This is a genomic window from Sinomicrobium pectinilyticum, from assembly GCF_003725735.1.
In the GTDB taxonomy this organism is placed as follows: domain Bacteria; phylum Bacteroidota; class Bacteroidia; order Flavobacteriales; family Flavobacteriaceae; genus Sinomicrobium; species Sinomicrobium pectinilyticum.
The window spans coordinates 50,885-75,814 of record NZ_RJTM01000029.1; the positions used below are offsets into that span (position 1 = coordinate 50,885).

Annotated in this window: 23 protein-coding genes; 14 read left to right on the top strand and 9 right to left on the bottom strand. The window is 45.8% G+C overall.

The features are described 5' to 3' along the window. Positions 1-91 precede the first annotated feature (91 nt). The 10 genes from ED312_RS05545 to ED312_RS05595 all read left to right on the top strand — a co-directional run bounded on the left by ED312_RS05545 (position 92) and on the right by ED312_RS05595 (position 11,210). Positions 92-1,438 carry a sigma-54-dependent transcriptional regulator gene (locus ED312_RS05545; protein WP_123215017.1) on the top strand — a complete coding sequence of 449 codons (1,347 nt, stop codon included), beginning with the start codon at positions 92-94 and terminating at the stop codon, positions 1,436-1,438. Beyond that, positions 1,428-2,771 (top strand): sensor histidine kinase, encoded by a 1,344-nt coding sequence (locus ED312_RS05550; protein ID WP_123215018.1) that lies wholly within the window; start codon positions 1,428-1,430, stop codon positions 2,769-2,771. Before ED312_RS05545 ends, ED312_RS05550 begins: the two co-directional genes overlap by 11 nt. Before the next feature lie 228 nt (positions 2,772-2,999). Next, positions 3,000-4,421, top strand: coding sequence for an MFS transporter (locus ED312_RS05555; protein ID WP_123215019.1), 1,422 nt, complete (start codon positions 3,000-3,002; stop codon positions 4,419-4,421). Between the two features lie 201 nt (positions 4,422-4,622). Next, positions 4,623-5,258 carry a TetR family transcriptional regulator gene (locus tag ED312_RS05560; protein WP_123215020.1) on the top strand — a complete coding sequence of 212 codons (636 nt, stop codon included), beginning with the start codon at positions 4,623-4,625 and terminating at the stop codon, positions 5,256-5,258. A gap of 129 nt (positions 5,259-5,387) precedes the next feature. Continuing rightward, positions 5,388-6,710, top strand: a complete 1,323-nt coding sequence (locus ED312_RS05565; RefSeq protein ID WP_123215021.1) for a TolC family protein — start codon at positions 5,388-5,390, stop codon at positions 6,708-6,710. A 20-nt stretch (positions 6,711-6,730) separates the two neighbouring features. Continuing rightward, entirely contained in the window at positions 6,731-7,813 is a 1,083-nt protein-coding gene (locus ED312_RS05570; RefSeq protein ID WP_123215022.1) for an HlyD family secretion protein, read from the top strand. A 3-nt stretch (positions 7,814-7,816) separates the two neighbouring features. Continuing rightward, entirely contained in the window at positions 7,817-9,406 is a 1,590-nt protein-coding gene (locus tag ED312_RS05575; protein WP_123215023.1) for an MDR family MFS transporter, read from the top strand. 337 nt (positions 9,407-9,743) lie between these two features. Then, complete coding sequence (locus tag ED312_RS05585; protein WP_123215025.1) at positions 9,744-10,136, top strand: DUF5684 domain-containing protein; 393 nt, start codon at positions 9,744-9,746, stop codon at positions 10,134-10,136. 121 nt (positions 10,137-10,257) lie between these two features. Beyond that, on the top strand, positions 10,258-10,572 hold the full coding sequence (locus ED312_RS05590; protein ID WP_123215026.1) for a DUF2752 domain-containing protein: 315 nt from the start codon (positions 10,258-10,260) through the stop codon (positions 10,570-10,572). Between the two features lie 281 nt (positions 10,573-10,853). Then, the gene (locus ED312_RS05595; RefSeq protein WP_123215027.1) at positions 10,854-11,210 is read left to right on the top strand and encodes a nuclear transport factor 2 family protein; all 357 of its coding nucleotides are present in this window, start codon (positions 10,854-10,856) and stop codon (positions 11,208-11,210) included. Between the two features lie 151 nt (positions 11,211-11,361). On the opposite strand, the gene ED312_RS05600 is transcribed toward ED312_RS05595, so the two are convergent. The 4 genes from ED312_RS05600 to ED312_RS05615 form a co-directional block, all read right to left on the bottom strand. Then, positions 11,362-12,153: an anti-sigma factor gene (locus ED312_RS05600; protein WP_123215028.1), complete on the bottom strand. Its 792-nt coding sequence runs from the start codon at positions 12,151-12,153 to the stop codon at positions 11,362-11,364. Then, positions 12,153-12,683, bottom strand: a complete 531-nt coding sequence (locus ED312_RS05605) for an RNA polymerase sigma factor (protein WP_123215029.1) — start codon at positions 12,681-12,683, stop codon at positions 12,153-12,155. The genes ED312_RS05600 and ED312_RS05605 overlap by 1 nt, the downstream gene beginning before the upstream one ends. A 145-nt stretch (positions 12,684-12,828) precedes the next feature. After that, complete coding sequence (locus ED312_RS05610) at positions 12,829-13,671, bottom strand: ferritin-like domain-containing protein (protein ID WP_123215030.1); 843 nt, start codon at positions 13,669-13,671, stop codon at positions 12,829-12,831. Between the two features lie 33 nt (positions 13,672-13,704). After that, positions 13,705-14,433 carry a ferritin-like domain-containing protein gene (locus ED312_RS05615; protein ID WP_123215031.1) on the bottom strand — a complete coding sequence of 243 codons (729 nt, stop codon included), beginning with the start codon at positions 14,431-14,433 and terminating at the stop codon, positions 13,705-13,707. A 270-nt stretch (positions 14,434-14,703) separates the two neighbouring features. On the opposite strand from ED312_RS05615, the gene ED312_RS05620 reads away from it, so the two are divergent. Both ED312_RS05620 and ED312_RS05625 read left to right on the top strand, forming a co-directional pair. Further along, entirely contained in the window at positions 14,704-15,483 is a 780-nt protein-coding gene (locus tag ED312_RS05620) for a hypothetical protein (RefSeq protein WP_148044220.1), read from the top strand. A 175-nt stretch (positions 15,484-15,658) separates the two neighbouring features. Continuing rightward, positions 15,659-17,683: a sensor histidine kinase gene (locus tag ED312_RS05625; protein WP_170164449.1), complete on the top strand. Its 2,025-nt coding sequence runs from the start codon at positions 15,659-15,661 to the stop codon at positions 17,681-17,683. 11 nt (positions 17,684-17,694) lie between these two features. Here the strand turns inward: ED312_RS05625 and ED312_RS05630 are convergent, their stop codons facing one another. From ED312_RS05630 to ED312_RS05645, 4 genes are read right to left on the bottom strand one after another with little or no spacing between them, the layout of a single operon-like run. Beyond that, positions 17,695-18,423: a sterol desaturase family protein gene (locus tag ED312_RS05630; protein ID WP_123215034.1), complete on the bottom strand. Its 729-nt coding sequence runs from the start codon at positions 18,421-18,423 to the stop codon at positions 17,695-17,697. Between the two features lies 1 nt (position 18,424). Next, positions 18,425-19,321, bottom strand: a complete 897-nt coding sequence (locus ED312_RS05635; protein WP_123215035.1) for a DUF6999 family protein — start codon at positions 19,319-19,321, stop codon at positions 18,425-18,427. Positions 19,322-19,333: 12 nt separating this feature from the next. Continuing rightward, complete coding sequence (locus ED312_RS05640) at positions 19,334-21,205, bottom strand: beta-ketoacyl-ACP synthase III (protein WP_123215036.1); 1,872 nt, start codon at positions 21,203-21,205, stop codon at positions 19,334-19,336. Further along, on the bottom strand, positions 21,202-21,999 hold the full coding sequence (locus tag ED312_RS05645) for a sterol desaturase family protein (RefSeq protein WP_123215037.1): 798 nt from the start codon (positions 21,997-21,999) through the stop codon (positions 21,202-21,204). The genes ED312_RS05640 and ED312_RS05645 overlap by 4 nt, the downstream gene beginning before the upstream one ends. 156 nt (positions 22,000-22,155) lie before the next feature. Here ED312_RS05645 and ED312_RS05650 point away from each other — a divergent pair, with 156 nt between their 5' ends. Together ED312_RS05650 and ED312_RS05655 are read left to right on the top strand one after the other, a co-directional pair. Next, a complete protein-coding gene (locus tag ED312_RS05650; RefSeq protein ID WP_123215038.1) occupies positions 22,156-23,427 on the top strand; it encodes an IgaA/UmoB family intracellular growth attenuator in 1,272 nt (423 codons plus the stop codon). 118 nt (positions 23,428-23,545) lie between these two features. Further along, on the top strand, positions 23,546-23,824 hold the full coding sequence (locus ED312_RS05655) for a hypothetical protein (RefSeq protein ID WP_148044221.1): 279 nt from the start codon (positions 23,546-23,548) through the stop codon (positions 23,822-23,824). Between the two features lie 386 nt (positions 23,825-24,210). Here the strand turns inward: ED312_RS05655 and ED312_RS05660 are convergent, their stop codons facing one another. After that, entirely contained in the window at positions 24,211-24,834 is a 624-nt protein-coding gene (locus ED312_RS05660; RefSeq protein ID WP_123215040.1) for a response regulator, read from the bottom strand. Between the last annotated feature and the right edge of the window lie 96 nt (positions 24,835-24,930).

Sequence of the window (24,930 nt, forward strand, 5' to 3'; positions counted from 1 at the left end):
TTACAATGCAATCTGTAACCTGTAACCTGCAACCTGTAACCTGCAACCTGTAACTTGCAACCTGTAACCTGTAACTTACAACCAATAAACAATGCAGCTAAAAGACGCCCGAATATTAATCATAGATGACGATACCGATGTATTGACTGCCATGCGGCTATTGTTCAAAGCGAAGGTAAAGGAGGTTGTGACGGAGAAGAAACCCGATCATATCCTGTCTATTCTCAGTAAATCGAGTTTCGATGTCATTATCCTGGACATGAACTTCAACGGGCTCGTCAATACCGGTAATGAAGGCTTGTTCTGGCTTCGCAAGATCCGGGAAGCAAATGACAAGGTAGATGTTATTCTTATTACGGCCTACGGGGATATTGACCTGGCCATACGTTCCCTTAAGGAGGGGGCTTCCGATTTTTTGGTGAAACCCTGGAAAAATGAAAAGATACTAGAGTCCGTTCAGGATCTTCTCAATAAGAAAAGATCACCGAAAAATGCCGTTAGACCTGTGCAGCTCCGGGGCGACAGGATACTGGGGGAAAGCGATGTGATGCGTAATGTCTTCCTGAAACTGCAAAAAGTGGCCCCCACCGACGCCAACGTATTGATACTGGGAGAGAACGGAACCGGTAAGGATCTTATAGCGAGAGCACTACACGACAACTCCCTGCGTAAAGACAAGCCTTTTGTTAAAGTGGACCTCGGGGCACTTACCCCTTCACTTTTTGAAAGTGAGTTGTTCGGTTATAAAAAAGGGGCATTTACCGATGCGCGGGAAGATCGCAAGGGCAGGTTTGAAGCGGCTTCCGGCGGAACGCTTTTTCTCGATGAAATTGGTAATATAAGCCTGCAGCAACAGGCACGCCTGCTGACGGTATTGCAAAACAGGTATATTACACCCTTAGGATCTAATGATACCGTTCCCGTAGATATCCGGCTTATCTGTGCCACCAATATAGGACTCCCCGAACTTGCCGATGAGAGCCGGTTTCGGAAAGACCTCATTTACAGGATAAATACCGTAGAAATAACAGTTCCCCCCTTGCGGGAACGCGGAAAGGACATCCGGTTACTGGCCGATTATTTTGTACAGCGTTATGCCGAAAAATATATGAAAGAACCGTTTTCACTGGATAAGAGTTTTGTGGAAAAACTAACGAGCTACTCTTTTCCGGGTAATGTGCGGGAGTTGCAATACGCCCTGGAACGCGCCGTTATTATGGCCGAAGGAGAAACCCTCTATGCAGACGACCTGGTGTTCTCCCCCATTGAAAAGTATCAGCAGCCCGAGGGCCCCCGCGACCTGAAACTGGAAACCATTGAAAAGAATACCATTCTCAAGGTGGTGGAGAAAAACAACGGCAATATCTCTAAATCCGCCAAAGAACTGGGTATTACCAGGGCTGCCCTGTACCGTAGATTGCACAAATATGACCTTTAGATCTTATAAAAAGGCCCTTCTGTTACGAATAGGCATTCTGCTGATTTTCCTCGTAGCACTTGCCTTTGCCATAAGCAGAGGCAATGCGTATTATATCATTCCAACCTGCCTGTTAAGCGCCTGGTCCTTCAATTACCTCTACACATTTTGTGTAAGGCGGTTTAATGCGATAGATGATTTTTTCGAGGCCGTAAAATACAGGGACTTTTCCCGCTGGTACCCGGAGAAGAACGGTACCGGGGATATCTTGGCACTTCACAGGGGGTTTAACGAGGTAAACCGAACCGTAAAGGAGATTAACAGTGAAAAGGAACGGCAATACCTCTACCTGCAAAAAATACTGGAAATGGTAGATGTGGGCATCATGGCCTATGACCGGGAAACCGGAAATGTATTGTGGGATAACGAATCTTTGCGAAAACACCTGGACATACCCTCGGTAAAAAATGTCCGCTTTATATCCAGCAGGAAACCCGACCTGTTCCGGGATATATTCGAAAAAGACCATTCCAGGGAAACATCCGTAACCGTAGAGGCAGGCCAGCAGAAAAACAAGATGCTGGTATCCAATGCCGTATTTCATGTGGGTGAAAATACCTTTAAACTGGTTGTCCTTCAGAATATCGAAGATACGCTCAACCAGAATGAGTCCGAAGCCTGGAAAAAACTGCTCAGCGTCATGACGCACGAAATTATGAATTCCATAGCCCCCATATCGTCCCTGGCCGAAACACTGAAATCCAATGTGCAAATGGCTATAGACCATCCGGATGAATATCCGCTGGAAATGGAAGATATGCGGATGGGAATAGAAAGCATAAAAAAACGAAGTGAAGGGCTGATGAAGTTTGCCAAAACTTACCGGAGCCTGAACAAAGTGACCAGTCTTAACAAAACCCGGGTCACATTATACGAACTCTTCCGCAATATAGACAAACTGATGTCGCCCTCCCTGCAGGCAAAAAAAATAAAAGTCGATTACAGGACGGAGCCCCAGGATCTGGAAGCACGTATAGATACCTACCTGATAGAACAGGTACTCATTAACCTGATTTTGAATTCGGTGGACGCATGTGAAGGAAGGGATGATGCCCGGATTATAATTTCTGCCGAGCGCCACCTGAACGGCAACGCAGTGATCCGGGTCACCGATAACGGAAAAGGCATTCCCGAAGAGGTGATCGATAACGTATTCGTTCCGTTCTTCAGTACCAAAAAGAAAGGCAGCGGGATAGGGTTGAGCCTGTGTAAGCAGATCATGCTCCTGCACGAGGGGAGGATACAGATACGCAGTGTAGAAGGAGAGGGAACAACAACCAGCCTTATTTTTTAAACTGATTTACGCACTTTACCGGTTAATTTTCCGGGAGAGGAAACCCTCTTTTTGGTCCGGTGGAAACTGGTTCCGCTCAAAATTCTCCTGAAATATATCTCCACAAAAAAATACACGTTCAATTTTCGGTTGCCGTCGGCAGACCACAAGTCTAATTTTGCCTCTGTTCAGGATCCGGATGAAACAGGATTCTGCCATGAACATGTAAAATCCTAAACCGATCATCTTATGCAACTAAAAAACAGACCTGCGATATCGGCATTAGCCGTTGTTCTGACAGCGCCGTTGTTATATGTTATAGACATTTTTATCATTAATATGGCCATCCCTGCCATACAAACGGGTTTAAGTGCTTCGGACGGGGAAACACAGCTGGTTATAGCCGGTTACCTTTTGGGCAGTGCCGCTTTTCTCATTACCGGCGGAAGGGCGGGGGATTACCTCGGGAAAAAAAAGGTGTTTTTCTGGGGGATGTTCTGGTTTACATTGACCTCATGTATTTGCGGTATGGCCCAGACGATTTTGCAATTGAATGCGGCCCGGTTTTTTCAGGGGATGAGCTCGGCTTTTATGGTGCCTCAATCCATAGCCTTCATACAGGTGCTGTTTCCCGAACCGGAGGAAAGGGCGAAAGCTATCGGGTGGTATGGGATAACCCTGAGTATTGCGGCGATCATAGGACAGATATTAGGCGGGTACCTGGTGGAAACCCGATTTTTAATAGAAGGCTGGCGTTTGATCTTTTTTATAAACCTTCCCGTTGGCCTGGCGGCCTTGTGGACCATAGACCGGTATCTGGACGAAACAGAAAAGGAGAAGAGTATAGGTTTTGACTATTCGGGTTCCGTTATTTTGACGTTGGGCCTGGGCACTCTTATATACGCAATTACCGAAGGACAGGAGCAACACTGGCCCTTATGGAGTATTGGTCTGATCGTTTCAGGTATTCTGGTGTTGGTCTTTTTTGTCAGGGACCAGAGAAAAAAACAGTGGGAGAACAGGTCCCCGCTTATGGATATGAGCTTATTCCGCAACAGGGAATTTAATATCGGCCTCGGTGTGGTATTGTTTCATTTTATGCTCCATACGGCCTACCTGCTGATGAGCGCGGTATACCTGCAAAGCGGACTGGGAATTTCTGCCCTGGAATGTGGAATGTATTTTCTGCTTCATGCCCTGCTGTTTATGATCTCTTCATTGGTAGCGTCGAAGCAACTGGTGAAATACGGGAAGAACGTCCTGTTTACAGGGCTTTTTATCATATTTCTTTCTTTTGTTTTACAGTCACTTTTTTTTACTGCGGTAACTCCCCCGTTCGTTTCCATAATGCTGATCGGGTTATACGGACTGGGCAACGGTATGGTATTGCCTTTCCTGTTAAATATTGTCCTGAATAATGTCCCGCAAAAACACGCGGGAATTGCCTCGGGGATATTTTCCACTTTTCAGCAAACCGCATCCGCATTTGGAATAAGTATTATAGGAGGTGTTTTTTATTCGGTTATAGAAGGGAAAAGCGCACAGGAATATACTTTAGGTATTGAATATGGTCTTATTATCAATATGATTTGTCTCGGAATAGTATCAATAATGCTTTACCGGCTGCCGGGCGGACTTAAAAAACGTACCGGAATTATCGGGACAGATTGAGAGGTGCTGCGCTATGTCCGGATTATTCCCTAAACTCCTGCACATCAAAAAACATATGCCGATCCCCGCATATCCTCTGGTATTTACATGTTAAAGCGATAACGTTTTAGTGTTAAAAAAACATAAAAAACCTGAGTTAAACAATTGTTTAATTTAAACGATTGTTTAATTTTGCTTCTTCATATTTAATACGGAAGAAGTATGGAGTTGAACGAAAAACAGTCGCGTATCCTGGAGGTAGCCGAAAAACTATTTGCGGAAAACGGTTTTGACGGAACTTCCGTACGTCAGATAGCCAGGGAGGCCGATATTAATGTTGCCATGATCTCCTATTATTTCGGCTCCAAGGAAAAGCTGCTGGATGCCTTGTTGTTCCACCGTTTTTCCGGTTTCCGGAAGGAGATGGAAAAGGTCATAGCAGGAGAAGGGGGATATATGACCAAAGTAGATAATATGGTCGCTCTAATGGTGAGGCGCATACATGACAACCGGCGGGCATATAAGGTGGTGAATTTCGAATATTCCAATCCGGTGCGCCGGGTTAGTTTTGACAACTACGTCCGCCAGAAAAGGGAAAACTACAATATGATCGAGGGGCTTATCCGTAACGGACAGGAAGAAGGTGTTTTTTCGAAGCATGTGAATATACCGCTTATCGTGCCGACCATCCTGGGAACTTACTTCCATTTCTATTATAACAAGAAGTTTTTCCAGGCGCTCCACGGCTTTAACGAACAAATAACCATAGACGATTATGTATACACCACATTAACTATACATATTCAACAAACGATTAAAGCATTACTTACTTATGAAATGCCGGTTAACAAGGGATAAACCTCCCGATTCTGATAATCATCGGGATGATAATACTATTAAACACATTCTGCATACCGAAGTGAAACATATGATGGAATCATAACTTTCGATGTCCATCTGTCCTGTTAAAAACAAACAAACCATCAAATGAAAGTTAGCGTTTTATTGCTTTTTATGCTGTCTCTGGTCCTGTCGGGTAGCCTGGCGGCACAGGAAGAAAAGCCTCTGGGGCTTAAAGAGGCCATACAACTGGCACTTACCAACGGAGATGATGCCAAAATAGCCGATGAAAAAGTCAATACGGCCGAGAGTGAACTTCATGTAACCCAAAATGCGCAATACCCGGAACTGGGGCTTTCCGGACAATACCAGTATTTGACCGAACCCAATGTTCAGTCCGGCCTTTTAGGGGGCGGGTCGGGCGACGGTGAAGAAGAATCAGGGGGATTTCCGAAGGTCAACCAGCTTCTTCTGGGGCAGGTGAGCGCTTCCGTTCCCGTGTTTTCCGGGTTTCGCCTTAAAAACCTTGTAAATGCCGGAGAAAACCGTCTTGAAGCTGCGAGACTGAATGCCATAAGTGACAAGGAACAGGTGGCGTTGCAAACGGTTACGGATTATATCAACCTGTATAAAGCCAGGCAAACTGTTGCCCTGGTGGAGGAAAACCTCAAAAGTGCGGAGCAAAGGGTTAAAGATTTTTCCGCGATGGAAGTGAACGGTCTCCTGGCCCGTAACGACCTTTTAAAAGCGAAACTGCAGGAATCCAATGTACGGGTTACCCTGGAAGAAGCTATGAAAAACGAGCGTATCCTTAACTACAGGCTTACAACCTTGCTGAAATTGCCCGCAGGGACCCTGATTAAAACAAGCGACGATGAACTGGAGATCATACCCGTATCCGGCAAAGATACCATGGCCATATCCAGGAGCGACCTGGAGGCATTGCGATACCGGGAAAAAGCTGCGGAAGACGAGATCAAAGTGGCACAGAGTAAGTTTTTTCCTTCCGTAAACCTTGTGGGAGGGTATGTGGCACTGGATGTCCCCAATGCTCTGACCGTGACCAACGCTATGAATGTAGGAGTAGGGCTTTCGTATAACCTGTCCGATATTTTCAAGTCCAAAAGCGATGTCAGACTGGCCAGGAGCAAAGCTACCGAATTGCAGTACACCCTGAACAAATATACCGACCAGGTGAACATACAGGTCAGAAATGCCCTGGAAGATTATCGCCTGGCACTGAATAAATACGAAGTGTATACCGAATCTCAGGAACAGGCCATTGAGAACTACCGCATCGTCAAAGATAAGTACGACAACGGCCTGGTCGATACCAACGACCTGCTGGAAGCCGATGTGGAGCAGTTACAGGCAAGGATCAACCTCGCTTATTCCAGGGCCGATATTACCCGGAAATATTATGAATTCCTGACAGCACAGGGAACCCTTACAAATTATATAAATAAGTAAACTAATCATTTTTCATAAAAATGGAACAAAAGAAAAAGACCAACAAAAAGTTCGTGATCATTATTTCGGTTTTGGTTGGTATAGGCATTCTGTATGGCGGATATAAGATCATCCATTCCTTTTCTCACGAAACTACGGACGATGCCCAGGTAGAGGCTAATATGAACCCTGTTATACCCCGCGTGGAAGGATATATTAAAAAGGTTTATGTAAGTGATAACGAGACAGTGAAAAAAGGAGATACCCTTTTCGTTATCGAAGACCAGGACTACCGGGTGAGACTGGAAGAAGCCAGGGCCGGTCTCGCGGCGGCAGAAAGCCAGCTTGCGGTGGCACGGGCAAGTATAGGTTCCTATCAGGCCAACGCAGCAGCTTCCGGTTCGCAGGTGCAGTCTGCCAGGGGCAATATAGAAACGGCAAAAACCAAATTGTGGAGGGCTACCAATGATTATGAACGGTATAAGAACCTCTACGAAAACCATTCCATTACCGCACAGCAGTACGAGCAGGCCCAGGCAGCCAGGGAAGAAGCAGAACAGCAACTCAAAATACTTCAGAGCCAGCAAAAGGCCAGCAGCAGCCAGCACAGTGCCGCGATTTCACAAACCGAAATTTCGGAAAAACAGGTCACTGTTGCTGAAGCCAATGTACAAAGTGCACAGGCAAACCTGGACGCGGCATTACTGAATGTAGGATATACCGTGGTAACCGCACCCATTGACGGACAGCTTTCGGCCGTTGATCTGCAGCCCGGCCAGTTCGTACGTCCCGGTCAATCCCTCTTTTACCTGGTAAATACCAACAAGAAATGGGTGGTAGCCAACTTCAAGGAAACACAGCTCAATGAAATGCGTATCGGGCAGAAAGTAAGCATAGAAGTAGATGCTTATCCCGGAGAAGATTTTGAAGGAGAGGTCACGGCATTTTCTCCTGCGACCGGAGCAAGATTTTCTTTGCTTCCTCCCGATAATGCCACAGGAAATTTTGTAAAAACCGTACAGCGACTTCCGGTGAAGATTGATTTTACCTCCAATAACGATACGGAAAAACTGAGTCGATTGCGTTCCGGGATGAACGTATTGGTAGATGTACATTTAAAATAAGTTATGGGCGAAGTACAAGTTCAGGACGAAAACAGCCTGGTAGAATATGGTTTACGGAGGGTGATTATCACAATAACTGCCATCTTGTGTGCCCTTCTGGAAATCATAGATACTACCATTGTCAACGTGGCCCTCAATGATATGCGGGGAAGCCTGGGGGCCTCTCTCAATGATATCGCCTGGGTAATCACGGCTTATGCCATTGCCAATGTCATCATAATTCCCATGACGAGCTGGTTATCCAAACAGTTCGGAAGGCGTAATTATTTTGCAGCCTCCATTATTATCTTTACGGTAACTTCCTTTTTGTGCGGTAATGCCACGAATATATGGGAACTGGTAGCTTTTCGCTTTATTCAGGGAATGGGGGGCGGGGCCCTTCTGGTTACGGCACAGACCATTATTACCGAAAGTTATCCGCTGGAAAAAAGGGGGATGGCACAGGCCATTTACGGTATGGGGGTTATTGTAGGCCCTACATTGGGCCCTCCGTTGGGAGGATATCTGGTAGATAATTTTTCATGGCCTTATATTTTTTACATCAACGTACCCATAGGTATTATAGCTACTTTCCTTACCCTGTTATATGTAAAAAGCCCTAAATACGGGGAAAAACTCAAAGCAAGCCAGGTGGACTGGTGGGGAATCGTTTTCCTGGCCTCCTTTATCGGGTCGCTGCAGTTCGTACTGGAACACGGGCAGCAGGACGACTGGTTCGCAAATAACACCATTGTGGCACTGAGTATAGTGTCCGTATTTGGCCTGATTCTCTTTATATGGCGGGAACTGATCTATGAGCACCCTATAGTCAACCTGCGGGTATTGCGGAATTACAACCTGCGGATAGGTACTATGCTTACCTTTATTCTCGGTTTCGGTTTATACGGGTCTACCTTTGTGATTCCCATATATACCCAATCCATCCTCGGATGGACAGCGACGGACGCCGGGTTGTTGCTCATTCCGAGTTCCATTACCACGGGACTGATGATGCCCGTCATCGGTAAATTACTGGAACGCGGAGTCTCACAAAAACACCTGGCTGCGGGAGGGTTTGCGATATTCTTTATATACAGCTACTGGATGTATGCGGTGATGACGCCGGACACCGGTTCCGAACACTTTTTCTGGCCCCTGGTCACGAGGGGAGTGGGACTCGGCTTGCTTTTTGTGCCTATAACCACCCTTTCGCTTTCCACCCTTCAGGGAAAAGATATAGGAGAAGGGGCGGCCTTTACGGGGATGATGCGACAGTTGGGCGGATCTTTCGGTATTGCCATTATTACCACCTTCGTTACCCGCCTGGGACAGCAACACCGGGTTAACCTGGTCCCGAACCTCAATGGGGCCGATTTCCGGGTACAGGAACGTTTAAATGCTTACCAGCAAATGTTTATCGACAAGGGATTCAGTATCAATGAATCCCTGGACAAAGCATACCAGATGCTCGAAGGGGCAATAACCCGGCAGAGTACCGTACTCTCCTATATGGATATTTTCCTCTACCTGGGCATACTGTTCCTGATATGTGTGCCTTTCGTATTGTTTATTAGAAAAGGTTCCGGAAAAGTAGATGCTTCTGCCGTACATTGATTCCGGTTATTATATTGTTGTTTCTGGCCCCGGACAGCCCTGTGCTTTGCCGGGGTTGTTGTTTTAAAAAGCCACGCCTGGCATTGGTGCCGGGTGATGATAAGTGATTTTCGTTCATACCTATATATATTTTTTGTGGAATTCATATTTGTATGAGAAGTTCCCGAATGTATTTTTTCTTTTTCGGGGCGGGATGAATAACGACTTCCATACGGATTTTTCTTTTAAAATCCCGGTTTTCGGGGATACTCCCGGACATCTTGTTTTTACTACTTTTGCCCCGAAGGACTACGAATAGTAGCCTGTTAATTTACAAAACCAATAAACTAGAATTTAAATGAACACAAACGATCAAATCGGGGCAGGGATAGGCCTCCTGAGTATGTTGCTTTATCTTGCCATAATAGTCCTGGCCATTGCCGGAATGTGGAAAGTATTTGAAAAAGCTGGAAAACCCGGGTGGGCTGCCATAGTGCCTATCTACAATTTAATAGTCCTCATAGAAATTGTAGGTAAGCCCACGTGGTGGGTTGTACTATTGATTATTCCCTGTGTAAATTATATAGCCCTGATATGGCTTACCAATCTGCTGAGCAAAAGTTTCGGTAAAAGCGAAGGATTTACAGTAGGACTTATTCTTTTACCTTTTGTTTTTTATCCGGTACTGGGCTTCGGAGATGCCGAATACGAAGGGCCTTCGGCGGCAGAAGCCAATACTTCGATAGTTTAGGCTATTCCCTTGAAAAAAACAATATATTGTAACCCGGAACCGCAAGGTATCCGGGTTCATTTATCAAAACCTCTGTACCTTTTCGGACAGAACGGTTTATTGTAAAAAAAAACAGGTATATATGCACGGAAGTTTCTGGCATTGGCTGCAACATCATCTGGTCCCTTGCCCGTTTAAATGGCTTACTGGTATAGATTGCCCGGGTTGCGGTTTTCAGCGTTCGTTTATGGCCCTTCTGCAGGGAGATATCCAAAAAAGCGTGGAACTGTATCCCGCTACCATTCCTCTCCTGCTTCTTTTTGCAGTAGCTTTCTGGCATAAAAAGTTTGCTCCGGAAAGAGGGAGCACCATCTTCAAAATACTTTTTTTCCTTACCGGAAGTATTATTGCCATATCCTATATCCTTAAGATGTATCGCTTGCACGTAACGATATAGCTCGATAGCAGCAACTCAGTACAATTTTCGTATTCTATATTTTTCATGTTTCATTGTGATCTGATCCGGTATTTGCCAGGTCTGCTCATGGAATTTATTCACTTTCAGCGGATTTTCCCCGTAATTGTTACAAAACCCACCCTTTAATGTCCTTATATCACCCTTTACAGGTGATAAGGAATCCGCAATTTTACATTACGGTTACAGGATAGACAGATCCTGGAAATAAGATCAAAAACAATTTCTAAAGTGGAACATAACATTTTTAAAATCAACATATCATGAAAAACAAAGAAGTAGTACAACAGGTTATACAGGCATTCCTGGACAGTGATGTAGAAAAAGCCTTGTCTTATATGACCGAAGATGTAAAAATGGGCTGGCCCGGGTTTTTTGACCTGGCCCAGGGAAAAGATGCTATCCGGGAGTTTTTTGCCAATATCCCCGAAATGGTGTCCAGCACCATAGGCGATTTCATTGAAGAAGGAAATAAAGTAGCCGGAACCGGCACCGTTACTTCCAGAGGAGAAGACGGATCGCTCAAAAAGAGTTTTTTCTGTGATGTTTACGAACTGCAGGATGGAAAAGTAAAAGAAATAAAAAGTTACATGGTCTTTGAACAAAAGCAGGAAGCATAGTGCCGGGCAGATCACCTACCGTCATATACTTTTCCTCTACCCGGTAAAAGTGGTATGACAATTTTTTTATTGTTGGTGATGGGCTTTGCTTATAAAGGGCCTCCGCAACTTTCAGTACAGGGTATTAGTATGGCACGGACGTAAATTCTTCTCAGGAAGAGACTACACCCAGGGCATATAATCTTTCCAATGTTGGTGTTTCGCTGCCTCCCTCGGGTTCCAGGGTAATACCGAAACCTTCGGATATGTTGGTATTGCTCAATTCGAATATTTTATTTTCATCCGTTTCAAAATCGTCGAGCAATCCCATACTGGTTGGTGTTAGCGGGGCCATTTTCAGGGACCATATCTGGTATACCATACCTTCCGGCGGATCGGGGAGGCCCAGGGCATCTATATAAGTCACGTTTTTTTCCTTGTCCCAATAGGCAGCTGCATAAGCTTCGGGAGCGGCTTCCTGTCCCTCCAACGGAACTTTCAGAATATTCTTGTCCCGCAAAATATCAAGAAGTCTCCGGGTTTTTTCAGCATTATTCCTAGCATCTGCAATCCGGACCTCCAACTGTATGTTCCTGTTGCGGGTTTCCTCCAGTGATTCTTCCAGTTTTCTGTTCTGATCGAAGAGGAAGAACAATCCGACAAGCAGGATAACACTTGCGGCCCAGCCGGTATAGGTGAACCAGTTGCTGCGTTTCCGTGCCGATAGTTCTGCCAGGGGCCGCGCGGATAGTTTTTCTTTTATAGATTGCAACAGGTGTTCCGGGTTTTCAGGTGCAACGGCTCCCGACAACTCCATTAACGCCTGTTCAATTTCCTCTACCTCGGTACGGATTTCCGGGTATTGTTTCAAATGTTTGGTAATTACCCTGTTTTCTGTTTCAGGCAGGACACCATACACATACAATTCGAGAATTCCGGAGGCTATAAATTCTTCTGTGTTCATTATCTGATGACGTTAGCACGTAATTTATTAATACACATCCTGTTTCTTGTCTTTACGGTTCCCAGCGGGATCTGTAACTTTTGGGCACTCTCTTTTTGGGTAAAGCCTTTAAAGAACAACAGGTCTATCAGCTTTTTACACATGGGACCGAGGATATCTATATATTTTTGCAGCCCGATGGCGTCTATTTTGCCGGAAGTCTGATTCCCGGATTCCATAATATCTGAGAAATATTCTTCATGGACATTCCTTTGGCTATTTTTATATTCTTTGGACCGTAACCGGTCAATCGACGCATTTCTCGCAATGTTCAGTATCCAGGTGAAAAAACGTCCCTTTTCCGGATCGTAAGAGGGAGCTTCGTGCCAGATTTTCAAAAAGACATCCTGGAGGATCTCTTCGGAGACCGCTTCGTCACGGATAATACTGTAAATAATTCCGTAGAGGCTTCTGGAGTAAAGTTCGTAGATCCGCTCAAAGGCTTGTTCGTTCCCGTCCCGGAGCCGGGAAATCAAAAGATCTTGTTGCATAAATGAGGTATTACATTTTAAATTTAAGTGTTAAATGACAAAGTGCCAAGTGAAAGAACATTAAAAAGCGAAAAAGAAAACAGCCCGAAGTTAAACTTCAGGCCATTTCCTGCGCTTACAACTAACTTAGAAACTACCGTGAATTTCACGAAACTATGAATAATCCTGCTATTGCCGAAGCGGTATCACCGTCCATGGGTTCGTCATAAGACTGGGATACCGCTATATTGTCAAAATTTGTCGCGTTAACGAGGTTTACACCGCCCTGTATTACATTTTCTTCTCCGTCATAAACTGCCTGTGTAGCTTCTGGCATGCCGGGACCTCTTTCGTTTAATGTAATCCATCCCAGCATATTCTGATCCAGGTCCATCTCCATTACACGTGCCCTTAATCTCCTTATTTCTGATGCATGACGTGCTTCTACGGAATGAATCTGCAATGCAGGGGTGAGAAAAGGGGTACCCATCAGATTTCCGGCTTGTCCTTTATATGCCCGGACACCAGTATCTTCAAATGCCTGGGCAAGAGCCAGGAGTTGTGCATAGGCTACTTCCTGCCCCGTACCGTTTTCGTTAAAAGGGTCGAACATTCCTCCTGCCGTAAAATCAAAAACAGGAGAGTCTACGGCATCATCACCGAGCCCGGCCATCAGGAAATCGACATGTGCGGTTTCGTGTTTTGAGATTTGTTCATAAATGGCTTCTGCATTGCTTCCCGAGGGAAGTACTCCTGATTCCAAAGCCTTGATATAAAATTCGGCTTCGAGATATTCGAGAGTAAGGGCAAGTTGAAGCGCCCCTATGGCTGCGTTCTGGTCCTGAAAAGCAAAAGTCCTGCTCGGTGCTGTGGCTAACCCGAAAGGAATGGCTGCCAGGGCCGCTTTTTTACCGAGTGTTCCGAAAGTACCGAAAACAGCTCTTCTGGAAGAAGTCCTGGCCAAAAGGTTATCGGAGGTAAAAGCTTCTAAAAATTTTATGATTTCCATAATTTTTCTGTTTTAAGTTAATGTTCGGACAAACTATTCTTCGGGTAACTGGTTGGCAGTGAATTCGGTCTTGATAAAACCTGTCTGGCCGACAGCCCCCAGAATTTCGGAAGGTGGTTTTGCCAGGTCCAGTCCGTTCGCATCAATAATTTCATCCCCTGCAAATGCTTTAGGATCATCCATATAAATAGATCTTATGGCCGCTGCGTGCCGGGCTTCGACAGAAACGATTTTCCCGGCTATAACAAGGTAGTCGGGTGTCTGAATATACGCTCCGGCACCGTTATAGGCTGCTACCCCGGTATCTTCCAGCACTCTTGCCGTGGCAAGAACAGAATTTCTGTCACCGAAGTTGACAGAGGAAAAATCAAATTCCAGCTCAGGTAAGACTTTACTGCTGTCCCCGTTCACAGCAGCAGTAATAGCCGCCTTGAAGAATTCGCGGTGAATGACCTCGTGTTTATACAGATCTTCCAGGATAAGTTTCTCTTCGGCACCCGCGCTCATCCAGTACGAACCGTCCAGAACGCTGGTGTAGAAAGCCGCTTCCAGTTGTTCCAGGGCATATGCGTAATTCAGGATTCCGAGATCTCCGCTTCCAAGATCAAAAACATCGTCCGGGTCTGTCATACCACTGTCGTCGTCATTGTTACAGGACAGTAACAAGCTGGTGCCTACAACAGCAAGACTACCGATTTTCAGGAATTGTCTGCGGGTGTTAGATGATTCCCGAAGATTTACTTTAACAGGTATTTTTTTCATAATTCCGTATTTTAGTTACGCCGAGACTTACGTAGTTATACGGGAGGAGGTTTTATTTTTAATGTTAAAATAATGTTAAAAAACTAATTTATGAAGAGACGTAAAAGGCATCATAGAATAGGATTAAATCTTTCGTAATTATGAAAAGGACATTTCGGGTTGCTGCTATATTCGGTTGTATATTCCCTGAAAAACAAATAATTTTACCCCGTGTTTACGAGCAATGACAAAACCCTTTTTTTTAATAGTGTCATACAACGGACAGTTGTTATGCGTTCTCCTTTTTCCATGCTTCGGGGCTGGCCGGTAGTGTTGTTGTTATTTTTTGCCTGTCAACAGCAGAAAGAAGTCCCGGATATCTATGTGGACCAGGTTCTGGAAACCCTTAATGAAGAGGGAGGGAATATGATAAAGGAACAATATGTAAACGCCGTAGAAATATGTGAATCTTCAGACAAAAAGGTTCGGGGACTATCTGAAGCAGACATGGATAAGCTGGGGACGAGGAGATACCAGCTTGCCATTACTCCCGAAAAAATAGTGATACGACAGGAGTCGTGGGGTTTCCGGATGACAGGGCATCATGTAAACCCGGGAGAATGCCGTTTTGTTCTGGTGCATCAGGGAGATCTGACCATAAAAATTCCGGGGCGTACTATGGTTTACGACCTTAAAGAAAATACCCTTACCGAGGAAGAACAAGGTATCCCGGAAGCTTTTGACCTGCCTTTTCAGGCACTTTCCGAAACCGGGGAAGAGCAGGATACGTCGGGGGTTCATTCCGTCCGTCGTGAGTTTATGGGGCAGCCCGTAGTGCAATGGGTACATAATGAAAACAACATCGAGACCCTCTGGGCCGGTGGCAGAGAGTGGGGATTCAGTGAAATGCCTTCGGAAAACATGTTCGCGGTTCCGGGTAAAATGGTATTGCAAAAGGAACAAAAAAAAGAAGGTTACGTTTTAAAGCTGAACACCCGTACGTTTACCGTCGGTATCCCCGTAGACTTCGGAACTTTTGCCATTCCGGCAGAAGTCCTTCCCGTTCCCTGATTCCGTATCCCGCCGGCTTTTCATGCAGCTCTCTAAAATCCCAGTTTTTCGGTATTGCGGGCTATGAGGTGTTATAACTACTTTTGTACTGTGCCCGTCTGTAAAGTTTTAATAAAATAGCATGCTTTTTACTTCTGTATATACCAGTTTCCGATCATGCGGTAACACTCTTTTTTTGCTGCTTCTCATTGCCGGAAGCTGCCTGGGAACGATAAGCCCGGTACAAGCACATATTGTAGAAGATTCGCTGAAGCTGGTGCTGTCGCGAAAGGACCTTTCTGTTCCGGAAAGAGTGGAAGCTATGAACAAGCTTGCGGAAATAACATTCTATCGCAGGGGGCACAAAGAAGGCTTTTCGGTATTGCATAAGGCAATTAAACTTTCCGGGCAACTGGAAGACAAAAAGCATAAAGCGAGGTTATATGCTGTCCTGGCCAGGTGGTATGTAGAAGACAACCAGTTCCTGCAGGCGAATGAAAACCTGGACAGTGCTTTGTATTACAGCGATAAGACCGGTGATAATGAAGCCCGGGGGTATGTAGAGTATACTAGGGGATGGCTCCGGCTCCGGCAGAATAAACCCAGGGAAGCCATCGCCGGTTTCCTGGAGGGATTGCACCTGGTGGAGCGGGAAGAAGCACATGGATTAAAAAGTGCGATATACGGTGAAATGTCTGATGCATACGGACAGTGGAGTGATACTCTCAATCAACAGAAATATGCTGTTTTGTGCTATAAAGAGGCATTGAGAACCGGAGACCCCGATATGCAGACCTATGCAGACCTGTCCGTAGGCAACAGTTTTGCCGACAGGTTTGAAAAAGATACGACCCGGCAGGTATTTCGCGACTCGGCCTTCTATTATTACAAACATTCTGTTTCCTTTCTGGAAAAAAACAGGGATCGTGTGGTCCATCTTACCCGCCTGCCCGTAGCGGCATATAACATAGCAAAACTCTATTCCCGGTATATGCCGTCCTCTTACGAAGAGAAGGTTCGTTATTACCTGGACCTTGCCGTGAAGGAAGCACAAAAAACAAACGAATATTCCGTTCTGGCGCAGAGTTATATTATGCTGACGGAATATGCCATTATGGAAGAAGATTATATCAGGGCGGAATTTTTTATCGGTAATGCCGCCATTGCTGCACATGAAGAACCGGTGGTCAACAAAAGGATACTTCCGGGCATATCCTGGTATTTTTCGGTTATCCGGGAAAAACAGGGAGATCTCGGGGAAGCATTACGATATTACAAGCAGTATATCCGTGAGTACACCAACCGTTTTGACATGGAAAGAATGGCACTGGCCCAGAAACTGGAAGCACAATATGAAGCGAACCGGAAGGAAAGGGAACTGGCCGTCTTACAGGAAAAAATAACCTACAGTAAAAAGCTGAACCGCCTGTACATAGGTCTTGCCCTGGTGGGGTTTATTGCCGTTATTATCCTGATCTATGCCAACAAACAAAGGACCAAAGCTATGAAGCAGCAAAAGCAGCTTCATAAAATGGAAGTGGGGAAAATAGAACAGAAAAACCGCATATCTCTTTTATCGGCCATGCTCGAAGGGCAGGAACAGGAGCGGAGCCGCCTGGCAAGAGACCTGCACGACGGGCTTGGCGGACTGCTTTCGGGTATTAAAATTGAAATGTCGGCAGTAAAAACCATACTCGCCAATCCGGAAGGGCAGGGGCTTATGGATAAGACCATGGAACACCTGGACGATGCCGTAAACGAACTGCGGCGCATAGCCCACAGCATGATGCCGGAAATACTGATCCGGTACGGGCTGGGAGAAGCAGTGAAAGAGTACTGCCAAAGGTTCCGGACTTCCGGAGTTCGAATAGAATGCAGAGTGTTTAATTATACTAATGAGATGGACCATTCCCGGCAAATGGTGTTGTACCGTATTATGCAGGAGTTGGTGAACAATGCTATAAAACATGCGGAAGCGTCCCTTATTTATGTACAACTACAACAGGTTGAGGATAAGATATTCCTCACGGTAGAGGATGACGGTATAGGTTTTGACAAAGATAAGATAGCCGCTACCGGTAAACAAAGTGCCGGGTGGACCAATATCCGTGCCAGGGTGGAGTTTCTTCATGGCTCTTTGGACATCCTCTCCGAAAAGGGTTCGGGGACTACGATAACCGTTGAATGCCTTATGAATGCGGATGGACGGGAAAAAAAATAAAACATTCCCGCTTATTCCGGGTCTTTTGCAGGGACAGGTTCTTTCTTTCGGGTACCGAACAGACGGTCCCAGATGTTGGTGTAGAACCCGAAATTGCAACGGATGTCCAGGTGATGTCCGTGATGGAAGGAAGAAGTACCGATATATTTTACCAATGGCCATTTCCTTATCCTTTCCGGCAGGGGCTCTGTTCCCAGGTGTCCCGCCAGCCCGAAGATCACGTTAACCGTAAGGTATAGTACCACAGCATAAAAGGTTGCCGGGTACACCATAAGTAAAGATAACCACATGAGCCCGAAACCGATGGTTTCCAGGGGGTGCAGTACAAAGAGATCGAGCGGTACCGGGTTTTCCGATTCGTGGTGCAGTCCGTGTATGGCCCGGTACAGGAAAGTACGATGGATAAACAGGTGAAAGATATACATCAGGAAATCCATCCCCAGGAAAAGCACCAGGAAATCTAAGATAATGTGAGCTGTGTGGCCGGAAGTAATGACGATCCACCCGTTTTGCCATAACAGGTACCCTACATAGGTTATGGCCGTATTGATGGTTACGGTGACCAGCGATATTCCTGTTTTTTTTAAGGATTCCCGGGTTGCCCGGAATACCTGTTTTTTCCCGGAAAGCCGCAGTAATACCCATCCCGAAGCCAGTGTACCGGTGTATATGGCGATATTGATCAGCAACAGGACCCACCATACATGAACGGCAGAGGATTGTTCCAGGTAGGTAAGCATTTCAGGAAATCGGGTTTTGTGCCTGTTGTTTTAATTTGGCCTCTACGAGCAGGGCATGTAATACTTCGGTAGAAAAACCGTGTAATAACAACCGGAAAGCCGCCCCTGCGGTCGGTAGTGGTATCATGGGGTGTTTATTGTTCAGGGCTACCAGTTTCTCCGGGCAATCCATGATGGTAGCGGCATATAAACCTATGACTTCATCCAGTTGCAGGGAATTGGTGGCACGCCAGAAATCATTGTCCGTAAGGAAAAACTGGTAGACGGGAGTGAAAATCTCAATAGCCGTACCCAGGTCGAGAAAATTGGTCCACCCGTTCCGGAAATTTTCAAACGGGATCGGTCCTGTGGAAATCGCGCTGAAATCCGGGTTTTCTTTCTTTTTTACCGTTTGTCCTTTTTCTTTAAGGGCCTTGTTCAGGTTGATAATAAAATTATAGAGATTGAGGTCGTGTTCCAGGAAAAGATTGTCCTTCACCTCTTTTACCGAAACGGGTTTCAGCGGGTTCATGGGAATTTCTCCGGCCCCGTCCACATTGTCTTTTATAAAGCGGAGCACTTCCGACCCCAGGTAAAAATGCCGGAGAATAAGGAAATTGGCTTCCGGGGTAATAAAGTATTTCATGCCCATATACAGGCTCCAGTGTAATGCCCCGGGGGCATTGACCAGATTCGGAATAAATATTTTCAGAACCTGCATAACATGAATGGAAAGACGTGCCAGCACCCGAACAACCGGGTTCAGGAACTGGCGGGTTTTACTGTTGGCATCGTATAAAAAAGCTGCTTTGGCATCTTTGTTAAATGGTATGCTGTGGTCCAGGTACAGGGCATGCCAGTGACTGGGGTCCCGCGGGTTGTTTTCCAGGGACTCGAAATATTCGGAATAATTTTTCATGTTAATCGCTTTTTAAAAATTATCTATTTCTTCCAGCTGCATTTTGTAAAGCCTGGCCACTACTTTGGCGGTCTTGACGATTTTCTCGGCAACTTCCCGGGTTAACAGATCGCTTTGAATAGCCTTTTCAAAACGCTCAAAATGATTTTCGTTACTGTCACTGCTTTCGTGATAGATAAGGAACGATACCTGGTCATCATCCAGTTCCAGTTGTTGTTTTATGGCGCGACCCCATTTCCCGGCTACGCGGTTTCCCAGTCCTTCTATGATGAACATGCCGCCCAGCAAATCGAAGGGATCGGGCTGACTGGCCCGGTGGAACATAAAAGCGCTCAGGGCTTCGCTACCGATGTTTTTATTCCCGGTGAGAATATCTTCTTCTTTGCCCCCGCACCGAAGGTAGTTCTTTTCCAGTAACTGGTAATCCCTGTGTTCGTCCGAAGAATGGCGGATAAAGGACGAGCGTACGGGAAAATGTTCCATACTTATATTGGATGCCGCCCGGGCGATCCATTGCGAACCGTCGATAACCTGCTGCCGCAGGTTTACCAGTAAACGCTTGTATTCGTCCAGGGTAAGCGTTCCGTTATAGATCTTTTGCACCATGGGCACTTCCTGTAAAGAACGTTCGAAATCGAACCAGGTATTGGTAAGCTGCCGTACCAGCCACTCCTGTACCGGCTTTCCGTCCGTGTGAATTTCCGGGGCTTGTATTTCCCTGTTCAGTTCGTCCGAAGGTATTTGTTTTTTCCCGGATACGACTTTGAGCCACATAAAGCCGGTTATAAAACGGCCGCTTTCCGGTACCATGCACAGGATGTTCTGGCCTTCCCGGAGCCTGCCGCTGTCCATCAGTTCTTTTATGGTCACAAAAATAGAGGCCGATCCCATATTGCCTTTGTCATAAAGGGTAGTGTACCACTTTTCATCGGCGATTTCCAATCCTCCCCTGTGCAGCAAATCGACGATCTGGGGTTTGAAGTGATGGGACGAATAATGGCACAGCAGCCAGTCGATGTTTTTCGGGTCTATCTTTTGAAGGTCGATAAGTTCGAAAAACCGGTTTACCCCGAGTTTTACAATATTTTCCACCAGTCCCATATCCTGGCGCAGGTTTATCATGCCCTCACGGTCGGCATCGGATACGGAATCGTAATCCAGCCAGGTTGCGGATACGGAACCATCCCTGTTTTTCTGTGTACCCGTATACATACAAACATCATAGGCATTGGCATGCGACTGTAAATCCACCCATTTCACTTCCAGAGAAAGTCCGTTTACCGCAGGTTTGTCCTGTAATAACAAAGCCCCTGCACCATCGCTCAGCATCCATCGCAGGAACTCGGTTTCCAGGGGGATTTCTTCCTGTTGAAGTATGGAGGCCTGGTATTTGAACCGGTTGGATTTGAACATCCTGCTCGACAGTTCTGCGGCACAGCATACGGCATTTTTCATTTCGCCTGACTGTACATGCATATATGCGTTTTTTATGGCCATGAGCCCGGAAGCGCATACGCTCTGATGGGACGCAATACCACAGCGGTCCAGTCCGCTCTCCCCGTGTACCATACTTGCAAATCCCGGGACCGGGAGGTCGCTTTGTGTAGTACCGGCACTGAGGAAATCGATATCCGATTTCGGTACCTCTGAACCGGAAAGACAATTTTCAATGGCCAGTGCCGCCATTTCGTAGGCTTTATGCGTGGTTTTCTGGGATTTATCCATAGCATAGAAGCGGGTTTTGATACCGTTTTTACGAAGGAAAACGGCCTTTTTTCGCGAAGGTGTCCCGTTAATATTTCCGAGAAAGTCTTCCATCTCCTCGTTCGTTACCGCAGTATTGGGCAAAAAAGCCCCGGCGGAAGTAATATATACTTTCTTCATTTTTCTTTTGTTTTATATGTAGTGTGGAATAACCGGTCGAACCAGGGGAGCATAAACCCGAAGTTTCCCCTGCCTGTTTTGTGGTGCATACTGTGGCGATAAGAAAATTTGAGCAGGTGGTTGTTACCGGTACCCCGATAGAACTCGTAATTACTATGCCCCAGCATATTGATGAGTATACTCATTACGGGCAGAGAAAGGGCAGATACCACCTGGAACGGATGTACCATAAGCGGGGGAATAATGACCGTACCCAGCAGAAAGGCTTCGAACCAGTGAAAACTATACGTTGAAAATACCGTAGGTTCTTTAGATCGGTGATGTTCGGCGTGAACGTGGCGCATAAACCATTTCCGGTGCATCAGGGCATGGCAGAGGTAAAAATGTATTTCGTTCCAGAAGAATAAAACGGGGATTTCTATGAGGCATATCCAACCGGACGAATAGGAGAGGTGCAACCAGCCGTGCTGTATTCCCTGTTGAAAAACAATACCCTGCAGGCTGAAGACCGTAATAGAGCTCATCGATTTCGAGATTTCCCGTTTTACCTGTCCCAGGCGCAGGTTATGGTTGTCAACCGCCCCTATTATGGCTTTCCTGTGGAAAAACTTCAAAAGCAACTGTCCTCCAAGGGCGCTTCCCCAGTAAAGAAGATTAAAGAACAGGAACATGCTGATAACCGTATGGTACCATGTTTCAAAACTCCATATCATTATTTTTTCCTGCATACGATACAAAAATACGGGGTCTTCCTGCAGCATGGAATCCCAGAAAACAGGGATTTTCAGAAACATGTGCTGACATCGGTATGTAAATATATAAAAATAAGGTTCGTATATAGCGGAATATATGAGGATGCGCTTAATCTTCCGAAAATCCCTGTTTTCTGGGATTGCGGAAATTCATGGAAACTTTGAAGTTTGTAATATAAGTTAAGGAATAAAAAAATTATGGATATTTTGTATTACATATTGCTGTTCGGGGTGCTGATCTATTCCCTTTTCAATGCCATCACCTATCTTTCCCGTCGTTCGAGAGACCGGTATTCATCGCGCGAAGCGGAAAAGGATATGGAACTTCACCGGAAACTCACCCCGGAAGAATGTGAACTTCTGGACCGTTTACAACAGCAGAAAGGCCCCCGGAGAAAGTTTTACAAACGTACCGGGGATGATGTTTATATTATAAAGGGGTTGTTTGACCGCCACGGAATTACTGTGAGGTATGATACAGAATGGCATAATATGATAGGAGGACTCGAAGTGACCCTGGAGGATGAGGGGCTTAATTATGTACAGGAAATTAATATGGCAGAGGTGGTGAAAACAGAGAAAGTCCCGCTGGTACTTGCCTTAAACAATAAATACTCCCTGTTGCACAGTATTCATGCCAGAGAACAGATGGAGAAAGGAGAAACCGGGAAACTGCCCGGCGAACATGAAGAAGGTATGGAAGTAAGGCTTGTTTCCAATCGTAACCAAACACCTATGGAAATAGAAGCCCGGGAAAAAGCCGGTGCCGGTATGGGAGGAGCTGTATTACTTTCCGTGGCTTTTTTTGTACTGGGGCTTAGTGCTGTATTAGGACGATATGCACATTGGGGAGTTGTTTTGGGCGGGGCTCTTCTTTTGTATTGTCTCTGGAGGACCTGGAGGGCCCCGAAATGGTCTTCTCCTGCTCCTGTACGGGTTTTACACGGCGTTCCCACATTTCTTGCGCAGGTGAACAATACATCATCTCAGATAGAAGGTATGGTAGCCCGTATGGGAAGCCTGGAGCTGAAATATAACAGGGAATGGTTGCCTTTTATGCTGGCTTATAGTGAAAACCCGGTGAATGCCGAAGTGACAAAAGACGGCTGGCTGATGCGTTTCGGTCCGCATTTGTCTTTAGGAGAAGAGGAGAAAAGATTTCCGTCCGGACAGTGGTTTCGCCATGTGGCTGCAGCCATAGTGGGAGCGGCTACTGTAGGCCTTACGCTGATTTTCAGTTCCGGGATATCCGCAAGTATACAAAAAAGCAAATGGTGGATACAGGGAGCTTCGGCCGATTCGTTTGCGCAGGCCTGGACATATATGGCTCCTTCTTTCCTGGTTATTGCGGGAGTGTTGCTGTTGTCCGTACATATACCCCTGGCCTTGAACGGATATATGAATGATAAAGGAAGAAAGCAAAAAATAAAGGAATACTATTCGGGGGTGATCCACCCGGACATGCGCTGAATTTTTAGTATATTGGAATCTGCCGGGGCTTCCCGGCCTGTTATAAAAACGAAAGAAAGTGTGGAGAAGGTTTTGCTTGGTGATTATTGTGGCCTTATGTCTTTTTTCCTGTGATTGTATGCAGAGTTTACGGTGTATGGTAGTCGATGCCGAAACGGGAAGGCCCATGCGGAATGTAACGTACTATAAAAACGATCCGCAATATGCATCGGTAACAGACAGTACCGGGTATTTCTACGGGCATCGTATCAGTAACGGGTTTACCTGTCGTCCGCGTCTGAGATTTCATATCGAAAAAAAAGGCTATAACCCCGAAGAAGTGGTATGGAAGTCGGGGCAGGATAACAGGGACACCATAGTCGTGAAGTTGAAAAAGACTGAAGAAGCGGGGTGGTGACAGAACAGGCTCTCGCTTTTCGCTGTTGGGGGGCGGTAGCAGCTTGTTATTTCGTATTATACCGGTTGAAGGTAACCCACCCGCCATTCAGGATAACGTTACCCGGCATTTGGTTCGGTTTCATCCGGTTGGGATGAAGATTATTCCCGTAGCCTGCATGATGAAGTCATATACAGCCTGTTCGTTGTAAAATATAGGGACTCCGGATTTCCTGGAATGGAGTAAGAGGTTCATGATATAGGGTCGGCCAAAAATCTTTCCCGGGATTTTCACAAAAACAACGGGGCCGGAAACTGTATTTTCCCAACTCCGTAATAATGATTTCCATTGATGTTCGAAACCTGTTTTTGTTTAACTATACCAGGATTCTGCTCCGGGCTTACTGATCAGAGCAATTTAAATTCGGTAGCGTACTTAATAATGGCCGTCATGTTATTGACGTCAAATTTCTCCATCAGGTTCTTGCGGTGGGTTTCTACCGTATACGGACTGATAAACAATTTTTCGGCAATTTGTGAGGAGGTGAATCCTTCGGTTACCAGTTGCAGTATCTCTTTTTCCCTACGGGTAATTTTCGGTATAAAATCCGGGCCGTTGTTGTCCTGATTCTCATAAATATCCCTTGTTTGTTTGCACATATATAACTCGCCGTCTATGACCTTGTGGATAGCCTGGATAATTTCATCACCGATGGAATTCTTCAGGACGTACCCGTTGACCCCGTTTTGGAGCACACTGCTTATTACCGCTTTTTCATTATGTACGCTAAGCACAATAATTTTCAACTCCGGGTAAGCATCGCGTATCTGTTTGCTCAGTTCAATACCGCTGATATCGGGCAGGTTGATGTCCAGTAACAGCACGTCCGGTTCTTCCCCGGCAAGAGCATCTATAGTGTCTTTGCCATTCTGGAAGACTCCTTTAAGGGCAATTTCATCTCTGGTGGCCAAAAGGTTTTTTATGCCTTCCTGGACAATGGGGTGGTCATCTGTGATATATACCTGTATCATTCCTGTTTTTTTAAAGCTTTTCCTATCACGGAGAATATACATCCGTTTACCCGTAATATGGGTACGAAGATACGGTGCAAATCATTTTTCTTATAT

Coding starts and splice junctions, on each gene's coding strand:
- ED312_RS05545 (WP_123215017.1), top strand. CDS start 92: ATGCAGCTAAAAGACGCCCGAATATTAATCATAGATGACGATACCGAT.
- ED312_RS05550 (WP_123215018.1), top strand. CDS start 1,428: ATGACCTTTAGATCTTATAAAAAGGCCCTTCTGTTACGAATAGGCATT.
- ED312_RS05555 (WP_123215019.1), top strand. CDS start 3,000: ATGCAACTAAAAAACAGACCTGCGATATCGGCATTAGCCGTTGTTCTG.
- ED312_RS05560 (WP_123215020.1), top strand. CDS start 4,623: ATGGAGTTGAACGAAAAACAGTCGCGTATCCTGGAGGTAGCCGAAAAA.
- ED312_RS05565 (WP_123215021.1), top strand. CDS start 5,388: ATGAAAGTTAGCGTTTTATTGCTTTTTATGCTGTCTCTGGTCCTGTCG.
- ED312_RS05570 (WP_123215022.1), top strand. CDS start 6,731: ATGGAACAAAAGAAAAAGACCAACAAAAAGTTCGTGATCATTATTTCG.
- ED312_RS05575 (WP_123215023.1), top strand. CDS start 7,817: ATGGGCGAAGTACAAGTTCAGGACGAAAACAGCCTGGTAGAATATGGT.
- ED312_RS05585 (WP_123215025.1), top strand. CDS start 9,744: ATGAACACAAACGATCAAATCGGGGCAGGGATAGGCCTCCTGAGTATG.
- ED312_RS05590 (WP_123215026.1), top strand. CDS start 10,258: ATGCACGGAAGTTTCTGGCATTGGCTGCAACATCATCTGGTCCCTTGC.
- ED312_RS05595 (WP_123215027.1), top strand. CDS start 10,854: ATGAAAAACAAAGAAGTAGTACAACAGGTTATACAGGCATTCCTGGAC.
- ED312_RS05600 (WP_123215028.1), bottom strand. CDS start 12,153: ATGAACACAGAAGAATTTATAGCCTCCGGAATTCTCGAATTGTATGTG.
- ED312_RS05605 (WP_123215029.1), bottom strand. CDS start 12,683: ATGCAACAAGATCTTTTGATTTCCCGGCTCCGGGACGGGAACGAACAA.
- ED312_RS05610 (WP_123215030.1), bottom strand. CDS start 13,671: ATGGAAATCATAAAATTTTTAGAAGCTTTTACCTCCGATAACCTTTTG.
- ED312_RS05615 (WP_123215031.1), bottom strand. CDS start 14,433: ATGAAAAAAATACCTGTTAAAGTAAATCTTCGGGAATCATCTAACACC.
- ED312_RS05620 (WP_148044220.1), top strand. CDS start 14,704: ATGCGTTCTCCTTTTTCCATGCTTCGGGGCTGGCCGGTAGTGTTGTTG.
- ED312_RS05630 (WP_123215034.1), bottom strand. CDS start 18,423: ATGCTTACCTACCTGGAACAATCCTCTGCCGTTCATGTATGGTGGGTC.
- ED312_RS05635 (WP_123215035.1), bottom strand. CDS start 19,321: ATGAAAAATTATTCCGAATATTTCGAGTCCCTGGAAAACAACCCGCGG.
- ED312_RS05640 (WP_123215036.1), bottom strand. CDS start 21,205: ATGAAGAAAGTATATATTACTTCCGCCGGGGCTTTTTTGCCCAATACT.
- ED312_RS05645 (WP_123215037.1), bottom strand. CDS start 21,999: ATGTTTCTGAAAATCCCTGTTTTCTGGGATTCCATGCTGCAGGAAGAC.
- ED312_RS05650 (WP_123215038.1), top strand. CDS start 22,156: ATGGATATTTTGTATTACATATTGCTGTTCGGGGTGCTGATCTATTCC.
- ED312_RS05655 (WP_148044221.1), top strand. CDS start 23,546: ATGCAGAGTTTACGGTGTATGGTAGTCGATGCCGAAACGGGAAGGCCC.
- ED312_RS05660 (WP_123215040.1), bottom strand. CDS start 24,834: ATGATACAGGTATATATCACAGATGACCACCCCATTGTCCAGGAAGGC.